The sequence below is a fragment of the Flavobacterium ranwuense genome (genome assembly GCF_004349315.1).
Taxonomy (GTDB): Bacteria; Bacteroidota; Bacteroidia; order Flavobacteriales; family Flavobacteriaceae; genus Flavobacterium; species Flavobacterium ranwuense.
On sequence record NZ_SMLH01000008.1, the window covers coordinates 56,346 to 82,298 of the forward strand.

Genomic DNA, 25,953 nt, shown 5'->3' on the forward strand with positions numbered 1-25,953 from the left:
ATATCAATTATCAGAATTTTATGCGTTTTTTAAGATAAAAAAAACCTTAAACTTACATTTAAGGCTTTCATCAAAACTATTTTTCTCTTTATTTATTTCTTTTCATTTCTCTTGCCAAAAGCGTATTTTTCAACAACATTGCAATTGTCATAGGCCCTACTCCACCTGGAACCGGAGTAATAAACGATGATTTCTTACTCACCTGCTCAAAATCAACATCACCGGTGATTACATATCCTTTTTCGTTTGTTTCGTCAGGAACACGAGTAATACCAACATCAATAACCACAACACCCTCTTTTACCATATTCGCTTTCAGGTAATTAGGTACGCCAAGAGCCGTAATAATAATATCCGCCTGAATGGTAATTTCTTCAATATTTTTAGTGTAACTGTGTGTTAGGGTCACTGTTGAATTTCCAGGAAAACCTTTTCTTCCCATCAAAATACTCATTGGTCTTCCCACAATATGACTGCGCCCTATTACTACAGTATGTTTTCCTTTTGTTTCTACTCCATATCTTTCTAACAATTCTAAAATTCCGAAAGGTGTTGCAGGAATAAAAGTAGTCATGTCTAATGCCATTTTTCCAAAATTCTCAGGATGAAATCCATCAACATCTTTACTTGGATCTACCGCCATTAACACTTTTTGCTCATCGATTTGTTCCGGAAGCGGCAATTGAACGATAAATCCATCAATAGCATCATTCTCATTCAATTCCTTAATCTTTTTCAACAATTCAACTTCAGTAGTTGTACTTGGCATTTTTACTAAAGTAGACTCAAAACCTACTCTTTCACAGGCTTTTACTTTACTTCCTACATAAGTTAAACTAGCGCCGTCGTTACCAACAATCAAGGCTGCTAAATGAGGGACTTTCTCCCCATTGTCTTTCATTTTTTGTACTTCTGCAGCGATTTCACTCTTAATATCTTCCGCTGTTTTTTTTCCGTCTAGTAGTTGCATTTTAATTTAGTTTAATGTCTTAAAGTCGAAAGTCTTAAAGTCATTACAACCTTAAGACTTTCGACTTTTGACTCATTTTTATTTCATTCCTGGCATTCCACCTTTCATACCACCCATCATCTTCATGAGGTTTTTCCCTCCTGGGCCCTGCATCATTTTCATCATCTTGCTCATTTGTTCGAACTGTTTCATCAATTGATTGACCTGCTCGATTTTGGTTCCGGAACCTTTTGCAATTCTGGCTTTTCTTTTTACATCAATTAAAGCTGGCTTGCTTCTTTCAATTGGAGTCATCGAATGAATAATTGCTTCAATATGTTTGAATGCATCGTCTTCTATCTCCACATCTTTCATGGCTTTTGAAGCACCTGGTATCATTCCTACCAAATCTTTCATATTACCCATTTTCTTCACTTGTTGAATTTGAGAAAGGAAATCATCAAAACCGAATTCGTTTTTGGCAATTTTTTTTTGGATTTTTCTTGCTTCTTCTTCGTCAAATTGCTCTTGAGCTCTTTCTACCAAAGACACAACGTCTCCCATTCCCAAAATTCTTTCGGCCATACGAATTGGATAGAACACATCAATTGCATCCATCTTTTCCCCTGTACCTACAAATTTAATTGGTTTATTAACAACCGATTTAATCGAAATTGCAGCTCCACCACGCGTATCACCATCTAATTTGGTTAAGATAACCCCATCAAAATTTAATCTTTCATTGAAGGCTTTTGCAGTATTTACAGCATCTTGACCCGTCATTGCATCAACAACAAACAACGTTTCATTAGGCTGAATCGCTTTATGAACGCGTTCTATTTCGTTCATCATTTCCTCATCGACTGCTAAACGACCGGCAGTATCGACAATCACTACATTGAACCCATTTGCTTTCGCATGTTTGATTGCATTTTGAGCAATCTCTACTGGATTTTTATTTTCTGGCTCTGAATAAACCTCTACTCCAATCGAATCTCCAACTACGTATAATTGTTGAATCGCCGCAGGACGGTAAATATCACAAGCAACTAATAATGGTTTTTTATTTTTCTTTGTTAAAAGATAATTGGCTAGTTTTCCTGAGAAAGTAGTTTTTCCTGAACCTTGCAAACCTGACATCAAAATAATCGATGGATTTCCCGAAAGATTGATTCCGGCAACATCACCACCCATTAATTCTGTCAATTCATCTTTCACTAACTTCACCAATAATTGTCCTGGTTGAAGTGTCGTCAATACATCCTGACCAATTGCTTTTTCTTTTACTTTGGTGGTAAAATCTTTCGCAATTTTAAAGTTAACATCCGCGTCAAGTAAGGCTCTACGAACTTCTTTCAGCGTTTCGGCTACATTTACTTCGGTGATTTTTCCGTGACCTTTAAGTATATGAAAGGCTTTATCTAGTTTATCGCTTAAATTATCGAACATAGTATTGATTTATTTTGAAGTGCAAATTTAAGCATTTGATTTTGAAGTTGTATTCATAATATTATAAAAAAAACAGCCTTTTTTGAGACTGTTTCTAAAGTTTTACTAAATCGTTAAACGATATAAATTTATTTTTTTTCGAAAGTCAAATAATTGATTCCATCAACATTGCCAGATTTACTTTTCAACCGAACCTTAGTTTCCGTAATTTCAGCAACTTCCCAATGCGCTGTCAACTCCATTAATGTATCAGGACTTGAAAATGAAATGGCAAAATCCAAATCATTGTCCGGGTTATCATCAATACCATTCGATTTTACAATGGACCAATTTCCAGTGAACGTATTGGCAACATTGTTAGAAGTCAAAATTTCATTCATTCCAAAAGTGAAATTATATCCTGAATATTCACTTGTCATATTACTATTTTTATCAAGAAAATAGCTCACTTTCCAAGTACCTTGACTTAGTATGCTATTTACCTGTGTCAGATTATTTTTTACAATAGACACCACTTCGGGATCATCAGCACAACATGTTCCAGCTACATTCAGTAAAAACAAAACAATCAAAAGCGGGTAAAAAGCTATCTTTCTCATGATTAAACTATTTATTTGACATTAAATGTACCAATAAAATATTATTTTCACAATAAAGAAGTTAAAAAAAATTACATTCTCTCCGGAACATTTATTCCCAACAAACTAAATGAGGCAGCAATAGTATCCGCTACTTTTTTAGATAATTGAACTCTGAAAATTTTCTTTTCTAAATCCTCTTCGCCAAGAATAGGGACAGCCTGATAAAATGAATTGTATTCACGAACTAAATCATAGGTGAAATTTGCGAGCAAAGCAGGACTGTGATGCTGTGCTGCATTTTGAATTACTTCAGGAAACAGCTCTAATTGTTTTACCAGTTCTTTCTCTTTTTCATGAAGCACTACCATTTTTGATTTATTCGAAAAGTCAAAATTGGCTTTACGAATAATCGATTGAATTCTGGCATATGTATATTGAATAAACGGCCCAGTATTTCCGGCGAAATCTACCGATTCTTCCGGATTAAAAAGGATTCGTTTTTTAGGATCTACTTTCAAAATATAATATTTCAAAGCGCCTAAACCAATTGTGCTGTATAATTTTGCTTTTTCTTCGGGAGAATAGGAATCTAATTTCCCTAAATCTTCGGCAATTTTTTGAGCTGTATCCGTCATTTCCTGCATCAAATCATCGGCATCGACAACAGTTCCTTCGCGGCTTTTCATTTTTCCTGAAGGCAAATCTACCATTCCGTAAGACAAATGAAATAGATTTTTAGACCAGTCAAAACCTAATTTTTTCAAGATAAGAAACAACACTTTGAAGTGATAATCCTGTTCATTTCCTACCGTATAAACCATTCCGCCCACATCTGGATAATCCTTCACACGCTGAATTGCAGTTCCAATATCTTGCGTCATGTAAACCGCAGTACCGTCTGAACGCAATACTATTTTACGGTCTAAACCTTCATCCGTTAAATCAATCCAAACTGAACCGTCAGGATCTTTTTCGAAAACGCCTCTGTCCAAACCAATCTGAACCACATCTTTCCCTAATAAATACGTGTTACTTTCGTAGTAATAACAATCGAAATTAACTCCCAAATTTTTATAGGTAATGGCAAAACCATCATAAACCCATTGATTCATGGTTTTCCAAAGCGTGATTACGGCATCATCTCCAGCTTCCCATTTCAGCAACATTTCCTGAGCTTCCAGAATGATTGGCGCTTGTTTTTTGGCTTCTTCTTCCGTTTTACCGGCGCTCATTAATTGCGCTATTTCTTCTTTATATGCCTTATCAAAAGCCACGTAATAATTTCCAACTAACTTATCGCCTTTTAAACCTGTTGATTCCGGCGTTTGTCCGTTTCCGAATTTTTGCCAAGCCAACATCGATTTGCAAATATGGATTCCTCTATCATTAATGATTTGAGTTTTATACACTTTTTTACCAGAAGCTTTGATGATTTCAGCAACCGAATAACCCAAAAGATTATTACGTACGTGACCCAAATGCAATGGTTTATTGGTATTTGGTGAAGAATACTCAACCATTACCGCTTTGTCTTCTGGATTTGGAGTAACAAAGCCAAAGGTAACATCGTCTTTTATTCCTCCGAAGAAATCTAAATAATAGTCATCTGAAATAACAATATTCAAAAATCCTGAAACCACATTAAACCGACTTACCTCAGCTACATTTTCAACTAAATAGTTTCCAATTTTATTTCCCAATTCAACTGGATTACTTTTAACAACTTTCAACAATGGAAAAATAACCATTGTAATATCCCCTTCAAATTCCTTGCGTGTAGTTTGAAATTCAACTTTATCAATAATAACGTCAAATAAAACTTTTACTGCTTTTTCAATTGAGGGCGTAAGAATTTGTGGTAATGTCATTTCGTGTATTGGTTTTATGGGGGCAAAGATAGTCATAATGTAGTAATTTGAAAATTGGAAAACAAGATAATTTCCATCTAAAAATGAAGCTTTTAACCTAGTTTAAGGTAGAAATCCATATTTTTTTCAAAAATCGATGTAACAAAATCCTTATTTGAAAGTCTATTAAGAAACTTTTAATATTTAGTATTTGTTAAAAAATGTTAAATATTACTAAAAAAGGTATTGTGTTTAACATAGTATTGTATAAAATAATACATTTGCATCATCAATCACTTAAATCAAAACAATCATGAAACTTAAATTAATTTTAATCTGCTTTATTGGAACACTGTTTTCGATGCAGGCGCAAACTTCGGTCAAATCATCAATTCTGGAAATTTCAGGAGAAATTTCAGGAAAAATTATTGACAAAAAGACAAACGAACCGTTACCCTATGTAAATATTGTGGTAAAAGAAAACAGCAAAGTCATCACTGGCGGTATTACATCTGATAAAGGAACTTTTCAAATAAAAAATTTAGCCTTAAAAGATTACACTGTTGAAATCCAATTTATGGGTTATAAAACGATTATAAAATCGGCAAAATTAACGGAAGACAGAAGCATCAATTTTAATACCATTGCATTAGAAGAAGATGCGGTTCAGCTGGCTGGTGTTGAAGTAGTAAGCGAAAAATCAACTATTGTACAGAAAATCGACAGAAAGATTATTAACGTGGGTAAAGATTTAATTTCTGCCGGAGCAACTGCTGGAGAAATTATGAATAATATTCCATCGGTGAGTGTGGATCCACAAACGAATGCCATTAGTTTAAGAGGCAATTCTAATGTTCGCATACTAATCGACGGAAAACCAACGACCATGGATGCAGCGCAGGTATTGCAACAAATCCCATCGGCATCCATCAAACAAATTGAATTAATCACCAATCCATCGGCAAAATACAATCCCGAAGGAATGAGCGGAATTATCAATATCGTTTTGAATAAAAACAGCAAACTTGGTTTTAATGGAAGCATTAACAATGGTGTAACCTTTGGAAAAACTCCAAAAGTAAACTCATCTCTTGACTTAAATTACAGATCTGGAAAGTTTAATTTCTACGGGAATTATGGTTTTAATCATGGAAAAAACGCAAACTATGGTTTTATAAAAAGTTTTGAGACAAACAAAGAAAACCTTCAGAAGTTTGAATTTAACAATAAAAACACCTCGCATTTGGCTAAATTGGGATTTGATTTCTATATCAACGAAAAAAATACTTTTTCGTTTTATACCAATCAAAGTTTTTTCTTAGGAAATGGTTTTGGAAGTACCGATGTAGATTATGTTAATAACAACAATATAGACAAATTACAACTTTTTGGAAGTAAAAGTGACAACCACTCCCAAACCTATAATTTTGATTATAAATTGAATTTCAAAAAAGAAGGACACAATTTAGAATTAGAAGTCAATTACAGCAAAAACAATGATCCAGAAGATGCTGTTTATACCAATTATAACAAAACCACCGGGGCATTAATTAATTCATTCAACAATGATGTGGAAACTTTAGGCAAAAGCACTATCGTTAATCTTGACTATGTTAATCCATTAACCGAAACTACCAAATTAGAATTGGGATTGGAAAGCAGAAATGATAATACTGACAATAGTTTATTCAAAGACAATGCTTTCGGTTCTGCTTTTACTTATGACAGATCGTTGTATTCGGCTTATGCCACTTTAGGAAAACAATGGAAAAAATGGAACTTTCAAGTGGGAGCACGTTTGGAACAATACGATGTAGAGGCACTATTTAAAAAAGATGGCGAAGCCGATTCGAAATTTGAAGATGAAATTTTAAGCCTTTATCCATCTACTTTTATAACTTACAATCCAAGCGATAACAACTCTTTCAACTTGAGTTTTTCAAGACGTGTAGACAGACCAAGTATTTCACAGGTAAACCCAATCAGGGAATGGAGTACCCCTACAATCGATTCAGAAGGAAACCCAGATTTAATCCCTCAATTTACCAATTCATTTGAATTCAATTACACCCGAAAAACTAAAATTGGATCTATCACTTCGGGTATTTTTTACAGAAGAATTGAGGACGAAATTACCAGAGTAATTTTTACCAATCCTGAAGATACGAACAAACAAATATTATCTTACGACAACTTCGAAAACAATGATGCGTATGGTGTGGAAGTTTCCGGAAATTTAGATTTCAAAAAATGGTGGAGTGCTAATATCAGTTTAGATGCTTATAAGAAAACAGTAAAAGGAACTATTGAAAACACACCTGGAAATTTCGAATTTATAGCGGTTAATGCCACTACTTTCAATGCACGAATCAGCAATACATTTAAAGCCACAAAAGACTTGCGTTTTCAATTGTCTGGAATGTATAGAGGACGTGATGTGAGCTTACAATTCTTAAGAGAGCCTATGTGGAAAATGGATATCGGAACCAGTTACAATGTATTAAAAGGAAGCGGAACCATAAGTGCCCGTTTCAGCGACATTTTCAACACCATGAATTTTGCTTTTAATGGAGAGAGACCTTATAAAGCTAACGGACAATTTAATTGGGAAAGCCAATCCGTTTACGTAGGTTTCAATTATAGATTCGGAAGTGGGAAAAATAAAGCCATTCAAAGAAAGCAAAGAGATAAAAATGAAACCCAAGGAAGCGGTGGGCTTTTATAAAAATTTTAGTTTTAATATTTTGTTGCCAAAAAAAATCCCGGAGTATGCCAACTCCGGGATTTTCGATTAAAAAAAGGTCTCTTTACTAGTATTGCAAATTAGCTTTTATGCCTTTTATCTCATTACCGCTTGCTGTTTCTCCTGAATCAACAATGGCGGAAGAATGATAAAAAACTGCTTTTGTTTTTTCTTGTAACAATGCAACATTAGTAGATCGCAAACCGCCGCCTGGCATGATTGTAATCCTATCATTTGCCTTTTCTACTAAAGTTACCAATACATCAATTCCTTCAATCACATTTGTTTCTAGCCCAGAAGTCAAAATGGTTTTAAAACCACATTTAATTAAGGATTCAAGTGATTCAAATCTATTTTTTATTGTATCAAAAGCACGATGAAAAGTACATGGAAGTGGATTTGCTAATGCAACTAATTCCGCATTTTGTTCTTCATTAAAACTATTATCTTCTTTTAAAATTCCAAAAACAAAGCCATCTACTTGCAACTTTTTGAAGGCTATGATTTCTGATTTCATTTGTTCAAATTCAAAATCAGAATAAACAAAATTTCCACCACGAGGCCTTATCATTACATTCAAATCGATTGACAGAACTTTGCGGGCAGTTTTAGTCATTTCAAAATCTGGCGTTGTTCCACCCTCTTTCATATTAGCACACAATTCTACTCTATCGGCACCACTTTCTTGTGCAATAATGACTGATTCCAGATTAAAACACGCTATCTCTAATTTACCTTTTCTCATTTATTTCATATGTAGAACCTATTGTTTTTATTGGAATATGTAATTCCCATAGTATCATCCTTCTTTGCATCAAACTCCGGTTATGCTCATTTCAAAAAATAATCTGCATCAATTAATCGGTTTCCGGTTTCGTCATTAACGGCGTAGTTAAAACCACCTTGAACGCAATACGAGCCGTATTCTCCTTTTTTATTCAAAGCGATGAAACCAACTTGAATGTCTTTTAATTCTTTTTTCCTGTTTTTAGTCAATTTCACAATTCGGGCAACCGCTTCTTCACAGGCTTTTTGTGGTGATTTCCCTTGACGCATCAATTCTACAACCAAATGACAACCTGAAATCCGAATCACTTCTTCTCCGTGACCCGTGGCAGTCGCAGCTCCAATTTCGTTATCAACATACAATCCCGCACCTATAATTGGTGAGTCGCCTACACGTCCGTGCATTTTAAAAGCCATTCCACTTGTGGTACAAGCACCCGAAAGGTTTCCGTCAGCATCCAAAGCAATCATTCCAATCGTGTCATGATTTTCGATATTAGCGATGGGTTTGTATTTGCTGTCTTTCAGCCATTCTTTCCATTCTTTTTCCGATTCCTCAGTCAATAAATTTTCTTTTTTGAAACCTTGCGACAACGCAAATTGCAAAGCACCATCACCAACCAGCATCACGTGAGGCGTTTTTTCCATCACTCCTCGAGCTACAGAAATAGGATGTTTGATGTATTCTAAACAAGCTACCGAACCAATATTGGCATTTTCATCCATTATGCAAGCATCAAGTGTTACCCGACCGTCTCTGTCTGGTCGTCCGCCATAGCCCACACTTCGCTCTTTAGGGTCGGCTTCAGGAATTTTTACTCCTGCTTCTACAGCATCTAAGGCCCGCCCTTTATTTTTTAATATTTCCCAAGCGGCTGCATTAGCTTGTATCCCAAAATTCCATGTAGAAAGTACAATGGGTTTCTTTCCTTTTTTAGATGAAAAATCATTTTCTTCCTCTGGCTTCCCTTTGAATGAATTTAACGCCACTGCTACAGAAGCTATCGCCGCTGTTCTTATAAAACTCCTACGGTTATTCATATTTTCTATTTTATATTAATCCAACTTTCGTTTCAAAACAACTCCAAATAATCATGTAATTAATTCTTGTATTTGCACCTACGCTTCACAAAGTAAACTTGTAGCACCCAGTAAAGCCGAAATTTCATTATCTGTGGATACTAAGATAATGATTTCACTCCCGGAATCCCTTATTTTTTGCTGAAAAGCAGGTAAGAAATAGACACTCGCATTTGCAATTTTACCCCCGATTATAAAGCTATCTGCTTCAAAGCTTCTCAACCACGGAAGTACAATTTCGGCTAAATCGGCTCCTACTTCCTCGAATACTTTTATGGCCAAAACATCTCCATCATTTGCACGATTAAAAAGTTCAAGACCATTGCTGATTTTTATTCCACTTACTGCTTCATAACGAGATAAGAGCCCTCGAACTGACACATAATCCTCAGCAATTCCCTCTTTAAATGGAAGGTTATATAACTCGCCGTCTGCCGGTACTTGAGTTCCTGAATCTATTGCTTTACCATTGTCTATAAAAGAAGCCCCAAGACCGGTACCAAGGGTAACTGCCATTACTTTTCTTGAACTATTTTCTGCATTTTTAAAAAATTCTCCTTTACCAAAACAATTGGCATCATTATCGAAAAGAATTGGTATATCATTAGACAAATTAAGTCTTTCCTGAATTAATTCCCGAATATTTAAACTATAAAAATGTTCATATTTAGCTTGATCTTTTATCCAACAAATGCCACTTGCATAATCAAATGGACCCGGCATACATATTGCTAATCCTTCCAACTTTTCTACCCCGGAATTCTTCCATGAAATGCGAATGGCTTTTTCCCAAATATCCATCACCTGAGCTACTGACAAATTAGAATCAAAAGACTCTTTATGCAGCGAAAAATCAAGAACTTTCATCTTATTAATAGCTATAACTGCCACAGTAATGTGAGTTCCTCCAACATCTAGCCCTAATGCATATTCTTTATTCATTTATTTTTTCTTGTATTTACTATTTGTTAAAAAAGTTACACGACAATTTTTTGTATAATTTCATCTGACTATTCTACTATAATTTCATCTACAAATACCCACCCCGGTTTTCCTTCTCCGCTATGACCCGGAGGGCAAATATTACTTTTAGCAGTAACTCTTACAAATTTTACAGTTTGTGGACTAAAGGTTGTACTAAAATTATGCATCGCCGATTTCTGATTGATATCAACCGGATTGTTCACCGTTTTTATTTCTGTAAAAGTTTTCCCGTCTGCTGAAACCTCAAATTTCACGGATTGTGGTAAAAAAATCCAATCGCTATAATTTTGCAAACAACCCAATGAAATATTTTGAATAGTCTTAGCCTGACCTAAATCTATTGTTGCGATCATGTCTTTCCCGCTGAACCCATGCCAGTATTTACCCACTACGCTTGTCCCTCTAACTCCGTCTATTAAAGAATTTTGACCATCGGCCAAGTAATATTGACTTACCGGATTAGTATATTTGACAGTGCTTCCAACCGCTTTATGCATCACAAAATTTTGTTTTGCAGCCTGCAGTCCTTTTATTTGTCCATCCACTACTGTCGATGCTTTTATCACCAAAGAGGAATTAATAGCTATAGGCTTTTCATATTTATCGCTTTGCACCGTTGGTTCCGAACCATCTGTAGTGTACCGGATTTCTCCATTCAATGCTTCTGTAAAAAGGGTTACCATTAATGGTCCGTTTTCAGTGGAAGGCTTGATACTCACTGTAAAATTACCCGGAGAAAAGTGCAAGGCTTTTTGAGCATACCCTTTAAAATGATATTGCAAGCGCTCATTAAAACTATCCCAGTTTTTATTTTCTTTTGGATCCCACAACACTTCTGCCAATGCAGCCATACGTGGCAAAATCATGTATTCTAAATGTTCAGGAGTAGTAATATATTCTGTCCATATATTAGCCTGTGCGCCTAAAATATATGCTTCGTCTTCTTTATTTAATTCTTTAGGAATAGGGTCATAATCATAAACTCTTTTTACGGTATTGAAGCCTCCAATAGCCAAAGGCTCTCCTTCAGGACCCGCCTGATAATGATCAAAATAAAAAGGAGTACCCGGCGTCATCACCACATTGTGCTTCATCTTAGCTGCTTCGACACCACCAGCTTCACCGCGCCAGCTCATTACCGCAGCTTCGGGAGCAAGACCTCCTTCTAATATTTCATCCCAGCCAATTATCTTTCTTTTCTTGCTGATAACAAATTTCTCAATTCGCTTGATAAAATAACTCTGCAATTCATGCTCATCTTTTAAACCCTCACTTTTCATTCTTGCCTGACAACGGGCACATTTTTTCCAAGGTCCTTTGTCAACCTCATCACCACCAATATGAATATAACTCGAAGGAAAGAGTGGCATCACTTCCGTAAGTACATCTTCTAGGAAAGAGAAAACTTCGTCATTTCCGGCACAATAATTAGATGACATATTCGAATAATTCCCCCCTGTCATAGGAAGTTGCGGTTGTTGGGTGCAACTCAATTGCGGATAAGAAGCAATGGCTGAAGCTACGTGGCCCGGCATTTCTATTTCAGGCACAACCGTAATATTTCTTTCTGTGGCGTATTTTACAATATCCTTGATTTGTTCCTGAGTATAAAACCCACCATAAGTAGGACGCTCTCCTTCTTTGGCCTGAGGTCTTTCGCTCCAATTTAAATGGGTTTGATCCACTCTCCAAGCTCCAATTTCGGTTAATTTTGGATTTTTTTTTATTTCAATTCTCCAACCTTGATCATCCACAAGATGCCAGTGAAACACATTTATTTTATAAGAAGCCATCAGGTCGATGTATTCTTTTACGATTTCCGGGCCAAAAAAATGACGACTTACATCCAGATGCATTCCTCTCCATTTAAAACGAGGATAATCATTTATCACCATAATTGGCACTTCCAAAGCTGCATTGGTACGAATCGCCGGTAAGGTTTGAAAGATTGATTGCATGCCGTAAAAAACACCTTTTGGACTGCTCGCTTTAATTACAATAGCAGTTGAAGATACAGTTAACTGATATCCTTCTTCTTGAATGTCTTTTTCAATTACAAACTCCACTTTTTTCGCTGCAGCTTTATTTGATTTTAAAGAAAATCCTGAAATATTTTTAATATAGGATGCAAAAAAATCAGCAGTTGCTTTTAGCTCTTTTTGTGATTTCTTGTATTGAATAGCCGTATTTCCATCAATTGTAAAATTGCCACTTCCCATTTTAAGATCTACAGGTTTTGGAATAATAGAAGGCTGTTGTTGTGCATTCATTAGCACTGAAGCTAATAAAAGAAATAATAGAACTGAACTTCTAAGTGCCATAATCCTTTGTTTTATTATACTATTCATAGGTTACATTTTTATTTTGATACTCTAAAAAGAAGCTATTCTCAACTCTTTATGTTTTAACTAGTTTATTATTTCAATACTTCCGCCATCTCTTTAGCAATTGGATGATTGGCCTTAAAAGTATATCCCAGCAGTTTAGTAATCGTCTGAGCAAATTGTTCCTGATAGAATTGTCCTTCCGTCTTTATTTCTCCTTTGCCAGTGATTCCCACTCCCATAGCTGCAAACCATATTTCGGATGCGCCTTGTATAGTACTTCCGTGGCTCGTCCATTCTGCTTTTATCTTATCTCCTCGGCCATGATCTGTTGTAAAGACTAAAGCTGTTTTGTTTTTATACTGTGGATCATTTTGCACAAAATCCCATATTTGCTTAATCCATGCGTCTACTTGATGAGCAGCATCTAAATACGAACGATATTGTGCGCCATGCGCCCATTCATCTGTTTCTCCATAGGCGATATACAATACTTTTGGTTTATTCACTTTTAATTCCTCCAAAGCTTCATACTGCGTAAATACATCAAAACACTCATCTGCATGCCAAGGCTTATAGGAATCAGTCAACATATCATTGATCAGTTTTTGTTGGGCAGTTGGGTTATTCCCTCCTATTTTATCATAGGCTGAAGCTACAGGTATACCACTTCTTTTTTCGTTTAGGATTCTATCAAATGCTTCCCATGCTCCAAAAGCAGCAATTTTCCCTTTCAACTTTGGTTGTTGGTTTAAAAATTCCAATACAGTAACATGAGGATTCGGCTTATACTCATTTGAATTGATTGCGGGATCGGCATAACCAGTCATTATTTCGCTATAACCCGGATAACTAAACCAGTGTGGATTGGCATTATTTACCTTATTATTATAATTTCTGTTGCCATATAATTGTCCTTTTGAAGCAACTACTGACCACATAAAAGGCATCAGCTTTTCCCTGCGTTCTTTAACATCATCGCTCCAATATTTTTTAAAAATATAAGTACTGTCCCCTTGGTTAAATTTTCGATTATTGGCAATGGAAGAATCCATCCCTTTAAAAAGCTCCTGCCATCTTAACCCATCTGTTGTTATGATGATGATATTTTCTGCTTGTTGCGCATGAGAAATAACACTTGTGAAAACCAACAATAGTATTGCAATTTTTTTCATTTTATTTTTTATCAAGTTATAGATAATAGACTTTTCATTATTTTTTATAAACGCTTACAAAACCAATTAATTTGTTCTTTTTAACTGGATTAATATCGATTTAAAATATCCAAATTGAATTATTTAGCTGTTTTTATTTGATCTATCGCATCTAGCATCCCATTGCGCGAACTGTCTAAAACCAGTTCCCAAAACATAATACCACCCAATTTCTTTTGTATTGCATAGCTCGTCTTTGCCTTAACAGAAGCAATATCATCACCCGTAGCAAATAATTTTAATTTTTCATTATACCAGTAAGGTGCCTTTGCTTTTTTATCCCAAAAATATTCCCAACCATCAACTGTTGTAAATGAAGTGGTATATTTTTTAAAATTTACACCACCAGTTGGTTCACCAGATTGATATAAACCGTTATTAATATTGGATACTTCTTTCCAAATGCGGGTGTAAAAGGCTGCTCCTATAACCAGTTTTTTGGCAGGTATTCCTAATTTCAATAAATAACTTACCGCTTTATCAGTAGATTCTTCATCCTTTTTAGTGCTAAACAATGGCGTATGATGACCTGTAATTTTTGAATATCCATTTACCAAATCGTAACTCATAATATTTACACGATCCACCAATGGCATTATTTTTTTCCATTCGACAGATTCGTCTAAATATTTTTGGAAACCTCCAGCCGCAAAACTAAGTTCATTCTTATTCCCTAAGGTTTGGCGAAGAATTTTGATAAGTTCCGTAAAATTCTTTTTGTCAGCTTGTTGATACAAATGCCCAGGAACTCCTTCTATAGTGGGATATTCCCAATCTAAATCTATTCCGTCACAATTAAAATAAGCATTAACTTCTTGCACCGATTTTGCAAAAACTGCTCTTCCTTTTTCAGTAGAAAAAACATCAGAACAAGGAGCACAACCGCCCCAACCGCCTAATGACAACATAATTTTTAACTGAGGATTTTTAGCTTTTAATGATACCAAATGTTTAATGGCTAGGGAATCTTTAGCCGTGTCAACATTTAATTTTCCATCTTTTAAATGACAAAAACTATAAATGATGTGAGTCAGTTTATTTATCTCAAACTCATTTATTAGTTTATCATCACCCGTGTAATAAGCAATTACAGATAAATTTTTACCGCCTTGAGCATTTACACCACAAGAAATTAGAAATAATAAAAAAAGGAATTTTATACTTTTCATTTTTAAATTAGTATTATTTTTTTCCATTGTCATTGATATTGCTTAAATATTCCTATCGCTTAAAATTTGAGGATAATGAATGCTTGTATGAACAATCAATTCCCCGAACAATGTATTAGCCCAAGCAAACCATTTACGGGTAAATTTCATTGCGTCATCTTTATGAAAAGACTCGTGCATAAAACCGGTATCACCATGTGTTTTGATCAAATTGCTGATACACTTTCTGATTTCGTTTTCATCTACACTGGTGATCGCCCTTAGAATAATACTCATTGGCCAGATGGTATCGGCACCGGTGTGCGGACCACCAATTCCCTCTCCCGCTTTTCCTTTATAGAAAAATGGATTATTTTCTGAAAGCACCACTTTACGGGTATTTAGATACAATTGATCGTCAGGGGCAATGGCTCCTAAATAAGGTAATGATAACAAAGAAGGTACATTGGCATCATCCATCATGTGAAAACTTCCGTAACCGTTTACTTCGAAAGCTATGATTCTACCAAATTTTGGATGCTCAATAATTCCTTGCTCTTTCAAGCCTTGCTCCACTTGTTCTCTTAGTTCTTTGGCATTAGAAACAATAGACTCGTCCTTCAATCCAGCAGAAGAGAACATTTCAACTAAATAACCAAGCACTTCAATGGCAAACATATTACTTGGAATTAAATAGCCAAACAAAGTACTGTCATCACTAGGTCTAAAAGTAGAAACAATCAATCCACAAGGTTTCACGGGATAACCGTAACCGCTCAATGGTACTCCATCGGTAGCCCATGCCGTATTACGCTGAAAAGTATATGGCCCTTTTCCGTCCATACGCTGTTGCTCTTTGAAAGTTTGCAACACCAGTTCCATGGCTTTTTTCCAATCGGCATCAAACATACTGATGTCTCCGGTATTTTTCCAATATTCATACGCCAATCGGATAGGATAACACAAACTGTCGATCTCCCATTTACGCTCATGAATTCCCGGTTGCATTTTGGTCATATCATTCTTCCATTCGCTCACTTGGTTGAAATCTTTATAAAAAGCATTGGCATAAGGATCCAGAATAATGCATTTTGTCTGACGGTTGATTACCCCTTTTATCAGTTCTTGAAGTTTTTTATCTTCCTTGACAAAAGGAAGGTAAGGCCAAATTTGGGCTGTACTGTCGCGCAACCACATGGCATCAATATCACCCGTAATTACATACGTATCCGGCTTTCCATCGATGATTTCAAAATCTACCGTGGTGTCTAAAGTATTTGGAAAACAATTTTCAAATAACCAAGCCAGTTCCGGGTTTGCTATTTGTTTTTTTATTCTGACAATAGCCGCTTCGATTGCCTTGCTGGTAAATTTTCTTTGAGCCAGTGGCGGACGTTTACTCACAAAATCTTTCATTGGAAAATTAAAAATACTAGACTCAGAAGCAAAAACTTCCGATTGAAGTGCCAACAAACCTGCTGATAAAATTCCTGTGTTTTTTATAAATTTTCTACGTGATTGCATAGTATTATTTTGAAGTTGAATAAGAATATGGATAACTACTCGCTGATGTTCCTCTTTTTTGATTGGCTGTATTGCTCATGTCAAAATTTAATTCGCCACCTTTCAACACATCAAAATGGTTGATGTAGTTCTTGGTATGGGTCGAATTATTCCATTTTAATTCCTGAACATATTTATTGTCTTCTGAATTATTAGGGGCATTTATGATCAATTTCTTCCCGTTTTCTAATTCTAAAGTTACTTTCTTGAATAATGGTGCTCCTAGCACATACTCCTCTGTTCCCGGACAAACCGGATAAAATCCCATTGCTGAAAAAACATACCAAGCAGAAGTTTGTCCGTTATCTTCATCACCGCAATAGCCGTCTGCCGTTGGTTTGTACAAACGATTCATTACTTCTCTTGACCAGTATTGTGTTTTCCAAGGCTGACCTGCATAATTGTACAAGTAAATCATGTGCTGGATAGGTTGATTGCCATGTGCATATTGCCCCATATTCATAATTTGCATTTCTCTGATTTCGTGAATAACCGATCCGTAATAACTGTCATCAAAAACCGGAGGCATAGTAAACACTGAATCCAACTTAGATACAAATGTTTTTTCTCCGCCCATCAAATCTATCAATCCATTGATGTCGTGAAAAACACTCCAACTGTAATGCCAGCTGTTTCCTTCGGTAAAGGCATCTCCCCATTTGAACGGGTTGAAATTAGCAGGAAAGCTTCCATCTTTATTTCTTCCGCTCATTAGACCGACTGTTGGATTAAAAACGTTTTTATAGTTCATCATTCGTTTTTCAAACAAATTGATTTCTTTCTTCGGACGTTTTAGGGCTTTCGCCAATTTCCAAATAGCAAAATCATCGTAAGCATATTCTAAAGTTCGCGCTGCATTTTCATTAATTTTTACATCATACGGCACATAACCTAAAGTATTGTAATACTCCGCGCCTTTTCTGCCTACCGCATCCATTGGGCCTTCGTTATTGGCTCCATGCAACAAAGCTTTATACAAAGTATTGATGTCATAATCGCGTAATCCTTTCATATAAGCATCCGAAACTACAGATGCCGAATTGTTCCCCACCATCACATTTCTGAAACCTGGACTTGACCATTCCGGTAAAAAACCACCTTCTTTATAATCGTTGATCAAACCTTCCTGCATTTCTTTATTGATGGAAGGATAAACCAAATTCAACAACGGATACAAGGCTCTAAAGGTGTCCCAAAAACCAGTTCCGGCATACATATAACCCGGCAAAACTTTACCATTATAAGGACTATAGTGAATAATTTTTCCTGTAGCATCTTTTTCGTAATGCTTTTGTGGAAAACAAGCCGTACGGTATAAACAAGAATAGAAGGTTCTTAACTGGTCTTCACTGCCACCTTCAACAGTTAATTTCCCTAAAACTTTGTTCCATTCCTTTTTAGAGTCTGCAACGGTTTGTTCAAATGAAGCCTTCCCTAATTCAGTTGTTAAATTCAACTCCGCTTGTTCGATACTGATAAAGGATGAAGCCACTCGTACACTGATTTTCTCTCCTTTTTTGGTTTTGAAACCAACCACTGCACCAACATGATTATCTGTCAACTCCAATTTATTTTTCTCCAAAACCTTGTCATGCCAAGTATCATTCGATGCAAATGGTTTGTCGAATATCAAAACAAAATAGTTTTTGAAATTAGTTGGAACGCCACCACTATTTCTGGTAGTATAACCAATGATTTTATTTTCTGACGGGATTATTTTGATATGCGACCCTTTATCAAAAGCGTCGATAACTATAGAAGACTGCTCATTTTCAGGAAAAGTAAATTGAAAATGTGCCGCTCTTTCGGTTGTGGTCAGTTCTGTGGTCACATCAAAATCGGCAAGGTATACACTGTAATAGTGCGGCTTTACGATTTCGGCTTTATGGCTGAACCAACTCGCTCTTTCATCCTCAGTAAAAGCTAATTTTCCTGTTACCGGCATAATCGAAAACTGTCCGTAATCATTCATCCATGGCGAAGGCTGATGCGTTTGTTTGAACCCACGGATTTTTTCAGCCGTGTAATTATAAATCCATCCGTCTCCCATTTTACCGGTTTGCGGTGTCCAGAAATTCATTCCCCAAGGCCTCGCAATAGCAGGATAGGTATTCCCATTAGAAAGACTGTGTACTGATTGCGTTCCCATCAAAGGGTTTACATATTCTACAGGATCAAAAGTTTTATTTTGTGCATTAGCGGCTAAGCATAAAAAAAGCAAGCCGAAAAAAATTAAATTTTTTTTTCTCATAATTTCATTCTTAAATATATACTGCAAAATGTATGTGTTAAAATGTGAACTGCCGCTCAAAATAAACCTACAAGGGTTTAAAAACCCTTACAGGAGCACTGAACACTGCAAACTTGTTACAAAGGTCTGTCTTCCTTTTTCGCACCCCAAGTAGTCGAAGGCATGCTGCCCATATACAATTTCAGCTCACCACCTTTGGTAACCATATCGTGGGTGATGTATGATTTTGTATATGGTTTTCCGTTAAATTCTGCTTTTTGAATGTACATATTAGCAGCACTGTTGTTTACTGCTGTCATTTTGAATGAAACGCCATTCTTAGTTTGTACCGTTGCCTGATTTACCAAAGGACTTCCCAAAACATAGATTCCATTCGCCGGATTAACCGAATAAAAGCCCATAGCTGAGAAAACGTACCAAGCTGACATTTGCCCTAAATCTTCATTACCGCATAAACCATCAGGCTTGGTCGTATAAAAAGTATCGGCAATTTCGCGTATCAATTTTGCCGTTTTCCAAGGCTGTCCTGCATAAGCATACAAATATGGAATATGATGATTGGGTTCGTTTCCTTGAGCATATTGCCCTACAAAACCACTAATATCTGGTGAAGCATTCTCACCTACCACTCCTTCTTGTTGGGTAAACAAAGAATCTAGCTTTTTTGTGAATTTTTCTTCGTTACCAAATAATTTTATCAAACCGTACGGATCTTGTGGCACTAACCAAGTGTATTGCCATGCATTTCCTTCCACATAATCGTCTTCACGATGTGATGATGAAAGCGGATTGAACGGCTCGCGCCACTGACCATTTTTTAATTTACCTCTCATGAACTCGGTTTTCGAATCAAAATAAAGCTCATATAATTTGGCTCTTTTAGAGAAATACACATAATCATCTTCTTTGTTCATTGCTTTTGCCATCTGGGCAACGCACCAGTCATCAATAGCGTATTCTAAAGCGTTTCCAACGCTTTCCAACTGCGAATCAGCTGGAATGTATTCTAACTTTTGAACATAATCCATCCCGGCACGGGTTTGCATCGATGTCTTTTTAATGGCTTCGTAGGCAAGTTCAACATCATATCCTCTATATCCTTTCAAATAAGCATCTACAATAACTGCAATTGAATGATTCCCGTTCATGGTATTGGTTTCGTTACCCATCAAATGCCAAACTGGTAGTCGTCCTTGTTGCTGATAGATTGCCAAAAATGATTTTACAATATCATTGATTTTGTTTGGTTGAGTAATGGAGTACAATGGGTGCAAAGCGCGGTACGTATCCCAAAGTGAAAAAGTAGTGTAATTAGTAAACCCTGCTTTTTCGTATACTTTTTTATCAGTTCCTCTATAATCGCCATTGGCATCATTAAAAATAGAGGGCGCAAACATGGTGTGGTACAAGGCGGTGTAAAAAACCTTTTTAGTTTCATCATCCGCACTGATCTTAATTTTTCCCAGTTCTGCATTCCATTTTGAATCAGCTTGTTTTACTGATTTTGCAAAATCCCAATGCGGAATTTCGGCTTTTATATTTGCCAAAGCATTTTCATAACTCACCGGAGAAAGTCCCACTTTGACTAAAACCTGTTTGTTTTTTAAACTTGCAAAATCGATAACCGCTTTTAATCTTGTTCCTTCTGCTTCGCTTCCTTTTAATGCTGAAATGCTGTCATATAAGGAAATAGCCGAAATAGGCTGAGAAAATTCAATGGCAAAAAACAGGCGTTGATCATCAGCCCATCCTTTTGAATGACGATAACCAATGATTGTATTCCCGCTTATTTTTTTGATGTATGTTTTCACAGGTTTGTCCCATCCTAAACCATCGGCCAAGTCCAATAAAACATGAGAATCATCAGCAGAATTAAAAGAATATTTATGAAAACCAACTCTTTCCGAAGCCGTTAACTCTGCTTTTATTTTGTATTTATCCAATAAAACGCTGTAATAACCCGGTTTGCTGATTTCATTTTCATGTAAAAAATAAGAACCGTAACCATTTTGCATGTCTTCTTTTGTTCCTTTTGTGAGCGGCACTTTTCCGGTTACTGGCAATAAAAGAATATCATTCAAATCACCAATTCCCGTACCGCTTAAATGTGTATGGGTAAAACCCAGAATGGTATTACTGGCATAATTGTAGCCGCTACACCAATCCCAACCTTCAAAAACATTGGACGGCCCCAATTGAACTGCTCCAAAAGGAACATTGGCACCAACAAATACATGACCATGCCCGGCAGAACCGATAAATGGATTTACATATTGACTGTAATTTAAAGGAACTTGTTTTTTTGCTTTTACTTGCGATACTGCCGGCTGAGCAAATAATAAACTCAATACGGCAATTCCTGAAACCGCTATTTTACTATATTTTGCAAACATTATTCTTTATTTTTAAAATTAAATTAAAACTAACTAATTAGCAACCAATAATTTTCGTCACCATATTTATACCTACAAGGTCTTAGAGACCTTGCAGGATTGGCTGTCTTACAAGGTTTACAAAACCTTGTAGGTTTGTCTTGACCTTATTTATACCTGTAAGCTCTTGAATACCTTGCAGGATTAGCTGTCCTGCAAGGTTTATAAAACCTTGTAGGTTTGTCTAGACTAAACAACATTTAAATGGCGACTAAAAATAATTAGTTACCAAAAATTTCATTCCTTTTATTTGTATCTGTTAAGCACGTCATACAAGGAAGTAACTTTTATAACAGGCTTTATTATTTTACCTTCAAACGAAATTCGCATTTCTTTTCCGGCTTCTAAATCCATGTAATTATCACTCAATTTTCCTGTATAATCTTTAATGTCAACATATACATATTTCGCAGGTTTCGTGGCTTTGATGATTATTTCATTCCCTATTATTTTCCAACTGATCTGCGGATCTTCTAAAGGTAAATCTTTAGGACGCTTGAGGTCAATCTCGGCAACTTTATCATCACGATACGCTTCTCTTATGGCGTACCAAGCTGCTTTGGGTTGACGATTGTTGTAATCGGTGATACTCCAGCTGGCTGTTGGCCAGCAATCATTAAGCTGCCAAACCAAAGTCCCCATATTATAAGGAGCCTTTGAACGATGAATCCCAACAATGTTTTTTAACGAATAATATTGCAAACACTGGGTGAGATAAGTATAATCTTCTACATTCATCTTTTTCACTTTGGTCGAATCGATAAAATAACGATCCAAATACGAATTCAACTTCATAAAACCATTCCCGGCTTTCTGATGCGCTTTTAATACATCTGAAAATAAATGACGGTCTTCAGGCAAAGTAAATTTTTCTATAGATGAATAATTAGGCATGGCTTGCATCCCGTATTCACTCACAAAACGACCTGTTTTGTTTTGCACGTTTTCAATATCTGCTAGTCCCCACCAAGTTCCCCAGTAGTGGCTGTCGCCTTCTGTATAACTTTTCTCTCTTCCCCAACCAAATAATGGAGAGCTGCTGATATATGGTCGGCTTGGATCAACTTCTTTCACCCATTTTGGAATACTGTCCTGAAACAAACGAACGTAATCTTTCCATAAACGAGTCGAGTCTTGTTTAGACATATTCATGGATTTTTGCCATCCCCAGTTTTTAAAGGCTTCGTCGCTTTCGTTATTTCCGCACCATAAAACAATGCTTTTGTGATGACGCAAACGCTTTACCTGATATTTCACCTCCTCTCTGACATTGTCAAAAAAGGCTTTATCTCCAGGCACCATTGTTCCGGCAAACATAAAATCCTGCCATACATTGATTCCGTATTTATCACATAAATCATAAAAATAATCGTCTTCATAAATCCCTCCACCCCAAACACGAAGCATGTTCATATTGGCATCTTTAGCCGACAAAATAATCTTTTCATATTCTTTTTTGGTCACTCTCGAAAGGAAAGCATCCGAAGGAATATAATTAGCCCCTTTCATATAGACCGCTTTGTCATCAATTTTAAAATAAAATGATTTTCCAAGGCTGTCCGGTTGTTGTACTAATTCTATCTTTCGGCTTGGAACAAAAGGTTTCTCTGCCTCTTTTTCATCATAGGATTCTAATCGTACTTCTTTCCAAATTCCACAAGTGGTAAATTTAGGTCCCCAGTCCCAACCAAAATGATATTGGGCTTTACGCACATACACGCGGGGATTATCCGGAATTACAAAAGGCAAATCTTTCTTGGCGAGTAAATCCACAACATTTTGCGCCGATAGAAAGACAACCACTAATTTATTCGTACCGGGATGCAAATACTTTTTCACATCAACACGCCATTGACGAAACATGTTATTAGCTTTTAATACTAATTTTCCATTTAAATAAACGGTTGCATAGGTATCGAGCCCATCAAAAACAAGCTCCGTATTTTTTTTCTTTAACATTGCTGGAGTTACCAGGAAAGAAGTTTTATACTCCCAGTTTTTTCTCTCTATCCATTGCAGTTTTTTCTCATTGTCACGATAGTACGGATCTAATATTAATTTGTTGTTCAGCAAATCGGTATGTACTTCTCCGGGAACTGTAGTGGCATTCCATTTTGCAGTTTTCTCCTGACGAAATTCCCAGCCGTTTTTTAAAACTACTGAACTATTTTGAGCATTCGCCACAAAGAACAGGTTCGCAAAACAAAGGGTTACAAACCAAAAAAAGGCTTTTTTACATTTCATTGTGAAGAAGTATTAAAATCATTATTAATGTGTAAATTTCTATTGGACAAAAGTGTTTTATCCTTTGGCAACACCTTTATTATATACCATTTATTGAGTTAAGTATTTCAAAAGTATAAAAATATATAATTTATCATTATTAAAATTACCTAAAGCAGTTTTGTTCCTATTGTGAAAAAATTCGCAAATAATTCTATTCGGTAGATCATTTAAGAGATTATTGGAAGTAACTCCATTTTTTTCAGCAGACAGCAAAGTAAAATACTTTGTCTGTTGCGAAAAAAAAGGTGATAAAGACAAGAAACTAAATCCCTAAATAACATCAAATTTTTACGCTTCCTTTTTTTATTAGAAATATCAAACTGATAAAATAATAAAACCGAGTCAGGAGGAAAACCTACCCAACTCGGTTTAAACATTTTAATATAAATGATTAGTGTTTAGCCCACCAAAGCGGAGTAAATACACCATCAGCACCACCTAAAAACCCTACCGCTTGCTCATATCCTTTTGGATTTGAATTTCTTAAACCTGAAGTATATCTCAATCGTTGCGGAAAGAAACCAACCTGATTGCTCATAAAATTAGCACTTGTTAAAGCAGGTAAATTAACTAAAGGCTGTTCTACTGCCGGGTTCTCAAAGAAAGGCAAACCTAATCTTCTATGATCATTCCATCCTTCCAATGGCAACCAAGGAGTTTGCGCAATGAATTTTTGGGTTATGATTTTTGTCAGTAAATCATTTTTCACTGCACCATTTTTATACAAATCATTTTTAGGATATAAAATCGTAGCCACCCCAGGTACGTTCGTATAACCGTCTACATAAGCCATAGCATGGCTAGCAGCTGGTTCCGCAGTATGACTCCAACTTACAGAAGTACCTGCTCTATTATACTCTTCAGAAGTCAAATAAGCATTTAAATGAGAAGAAACTCCCCAATAAGCAAAATTCGCTTTGACACCCTCTTCATAAGCTGCTTTACCGCTCATTGGAACTGTCCAACCTTTAACAGCTGCTTCAGCTAATAAAAAGTATGTTTCCCATGAAGCAAAAAAGATACGTTGGCTCTTAGATGCTCTAAATGCTTGAGACAAACCTGGCATAGTACCATTAAAAGATCTTACTTCATTTGTACTCGCCATAGCACCCCAATTACCCACAGCAAAAGCATTCCAGGTATTTGTTGCATCAATTGTTTTGACCACCCCACCACTTGTATTTTTTAAATTTCTCGATGTAGTCTTTGCGCTATTATCCCATGAAGGGTATGTAGAAAAATTAGGATTATTAAAGTCCCCTGGAATACTAAATGTTTTATAAGCACGAGGATCTATCATATTTGGCAAGCCATCCAGCCAATAACCCGCTGCTGGTTCGTTCGTTTTCATTGTAAAATGATTCGCAAATTTCAATCCTATATAATCTGCCGGTTTAACACTGGCATGAAAAGAGGTAGCCAACTGATCCGTTGATTTCACTCCACCCAAACCGATGTAAAGATTATTTAATGTTACAGAAATGATCTGTGCATTCCATTCACGACTCATCACCCCAGTCAAATCATCCCAACCTGGTTTTTCTTGTACTTGAAAATTATCTGAGGCATCTGTCAATAAATTACCGCTTGCAGCAGCTTCAAATTCAGATTTGGCTTTAGCCGGATCTACTTCAGACAAACGCATTGCCAAACGAAGACGCATCGAATTAGCATACTTTCTCCACTTTACGTAATTGTATTGAAAAGCAGGATCTTCTTTCTTTAAAATATCAGGATTCACAACTGCAACATCTAATTTCTCAGAAGCATCTTTTAGTTCTGCCAACAAGAAATAGTAAACGCTTTTTAAATCCACAAATTCAGGATTTTTACCCTGAAATGCTTCAATGGCTATGGGTCCAAAGTTATCGGCAAGTTCACTCATCAAATAAGCTCTCCAAATACGCGCTACTTGTTTTAGATTAGAGGAATAAGGCTTTACAAGTCCTTTGGCTTCTTGTTCGTCAGCAACTTGAATGGCGGTATTTATGGAGTTTAACCAACCCGCAGAGCTATTGTAATAAGCACTTGACCATCCATCATTATCAGTACCTCCCGATATACCGGTACTTAACATTTGATGTCCTGCCGTTTTCCAATAAAGCACAAAAGATCTTTCGGCCACATCCGGATTCATTTGCGCTCCAATTATAGAGCTATTTATGAAATATTCCACTTGCACCTGGTCTGCATTTGCAGCAATAGGATTTGTGTTAATTTCGTCGAAATTGTCACAAGACCCTAGCATTGTCATCATTGCCAGAGCTAAACTTGATTTTTTTACTATATTTTTCATGATATAAATTTTATAATTGA

16 protein-coding genes are annotated in these 25,953 nt (G+C 36.1%); 1 reads left to right on the plus strand and 15 read right to left on the minus strand.

What is annotated here, in order from left to right:
• Positions 1–88: 88 nt before the first annotated feature.
• The 4 genes from E0I61_RS12735 to argS form a co-directional block, all read right to left on the minus strand.
• Positions 89–970, minus strand: a complete 882-nt coding sequence (locus tag E0I61_RS12735) for a bifunctional 5,10-methylenetetrahydrofolate dehydrogenase/5,10-methenyltetrahydrofolate cyclohydrolase (protein ID WP_091205932.1) — start codon at positions 968–970, stop codon at positions 89–91.
• A 78-nt stretch (positions 971–1,048) separates the two neighbouring features.
• On the minus strand, positions 1,049–2,398 hold the full coding sequence (gene ffh / locus E0I61_RS12740; RefSeq protein WP_131993265.1) for a signal recognition particle protein: 1,350 nt from the start codon (positions 2,396–2,398) through the stop codon (positions 1,049–1,051).
• 128 nt (positions 2,399–2,526) lie between these two features.
• A complete protein-coding gene (locus tag E0I61_RS12745; protein ID WP_132071843.1) occupies positions 2,527–2,997 on the minus strand; it encodes a hypothetical protein in 471 nt (156 codons plus the stop codon).
• Between the two features lie 71 nt (positions 2,998–3,068).
• Positions 3,069–4,847: an arginine--tRNA ligase gene (gene argS / locus E0I61_RS12750; RefSeq protein ID WP_132071992.1), complete on the minus strand. Its 1,779-nt coding sequence runs from the start codon at positions 4,845–4,847 to the stop codon at positions 3,069–3,071.
• Positions 4,848–5,139: 292 nt separating this feature from the next.
• Between argS and E0I61_RS12755 the strand changes: the two genes are divergently transcribed.
• Positions 5,140–7,551: a TonB-dependent receptor domain-containing protein gene (locus E0I61_RS12755; protein WP_132071845.1), complete on the plus strand. Its 2,412-nt coding sequence runs from the start codon at positions 5,140–5,142 to the stop codon at positions 7,549–7,551.
• An 85-nt stretch (positions 7,552–7,636) separates the two neighbouring features.
• Here E0I61_RS12755 and E0I61_RS12760 read toward each other — a convergent pair whose 3' ends face one another.
• The 11 genes from E0I61_RS12760 to E0I61_RS12810 form a co-directional block, all read right to left on the minus strand.
• Complete coding sequence (locus tag E0I61_RS12760; protein WP_132071847.1) at positions 7,637–8,314, minus strand: copper homeostasis protein CutC; 678 nt, start codon at positions 8,312–8,314, stop codon at positions 7,637–7,639.
• A gap of 86 nt (positions 8,315–8,400) precedes the next feature.
• A complete protein-coding gene (locus tag E0I61_RS12765) occupies positions 8,401–9,396 on the minus strand; it encodes an isoaspartyl peptidase/L-asparaginase family protein (protein WP_131993280.1) in 996 nt (331 codons plus the stop codon).
• A gap of 78 nt (positions 9,397–9,474) precedes the next feature.
• Positions 9,475–10,377: an ROK family protein gene (locus E0I61_RS12770; protein WP_132071849.1), complete on the minus strand. Its 903-nt coding sequence runs from the start codon at positions 10,375–10,377 to the stop codon at positions 9,475–9,477.
• Positions 10,378–10,445: 68 nt separating this feature from the next.
• Positions 10,446–12,767 (minus strand): glycoside hydrolase family 20 protein, encoded by a 2,322-nt coding sequence (locus tag E0I61_RS12775; protein ID WP_205728758.1) that lies wholly within the window; start codon positions 12,765–12,767, stop codon positions 10,446–10,448.
• Positions 12,768–12,835: 68 nt separating this feature from the next.
• The gene (locus E0I61_RS12780; RefSeq protein ID WP_132071851.1) at positions 12,836–13,918 is read right to left on the minus strand and encodes a phosphoglyceromutase; all 1,083 of its coding nucleotides are present in this window, start codon (positions 13,916–13,918) and stop codon (positions 12,836–12,838) included.
• A gap of 119 nt (positions 13,919–14,037) precedes the next feature.
• Positions 14,038–15,126, minus strand: coding sequence for a glycoside hydrolase family 18 protein (locus tag E0I61_RS12785; RefSeq protein WP_132071853.1), 1,089 nt, complete (start codon positions 15,124–15,126; stop codon positions 14,038–14,040).
• Positions 15,127–15,168: 42 nt separating this feature from the next.
• A complete protein-coding gene (locus E0I61_RS12790; protein ID WP_132071855.1) occupies positions 15,169–16,629 on the minus strand; it encodes a glycoside hydrolase family 125 protein in 1,461 nt (486 codons plus the stop codon).
• 4 nt (positions 16,630–16,633) lie between these two features.
• Positions 16,634–18,919: a GH92 family glycosyl hydrolase gene (locus E0I61_RS12795; protein WP_132071857.1), complete on the minus strand. Its 2,286-nt coding sequence runs from the start codon at positions 18,917–18,919 to the stop codon at positions 16,634–16,636.
• A gap of 116 nt (positions 18,920–19,035) precedes the next feature.
• Positions 19,036–21,312, minus strand: coding sequence for a GH92 family glycosyl hydrolase (locus tag E0I61_RS12800; RefSeq protein ID WP_132071859.1), 2,277 nt, complete (start codon positions 21,310–21,312; stop codon positions 19,036–19,038).
• A gap of 285 nt (positions 21,313–21,597) precedes the next feature.
• On the minus strand, positions 21,598–23,595 hold the full coding sequence (locus tag E0I61_RS12805; RefSeq protein WP_132071861.1) for a beta-mannosidase: 1,998 nt from the start codon (positions 23,593–23,595) through the stop codon (positions 21,598–21,600).
• A 433-nt stretch (positions 23,596–24,028) separates the two neighbouring features.
• Complete coding sequence (locus E0I61_RS12810; RefSeq protein ID WP_132071863.1) at positions 24,029–25,933, minus strand: SusD/RagB family nutrient-binding outer membrane lipoprotein; 1,905 nt, start codon at positions 25,931–25,933, stop codon at positions 24,029–24,031.
• Between the last annotated feature and the right edge of the window lie 20 nt (positions 25,934–25,953).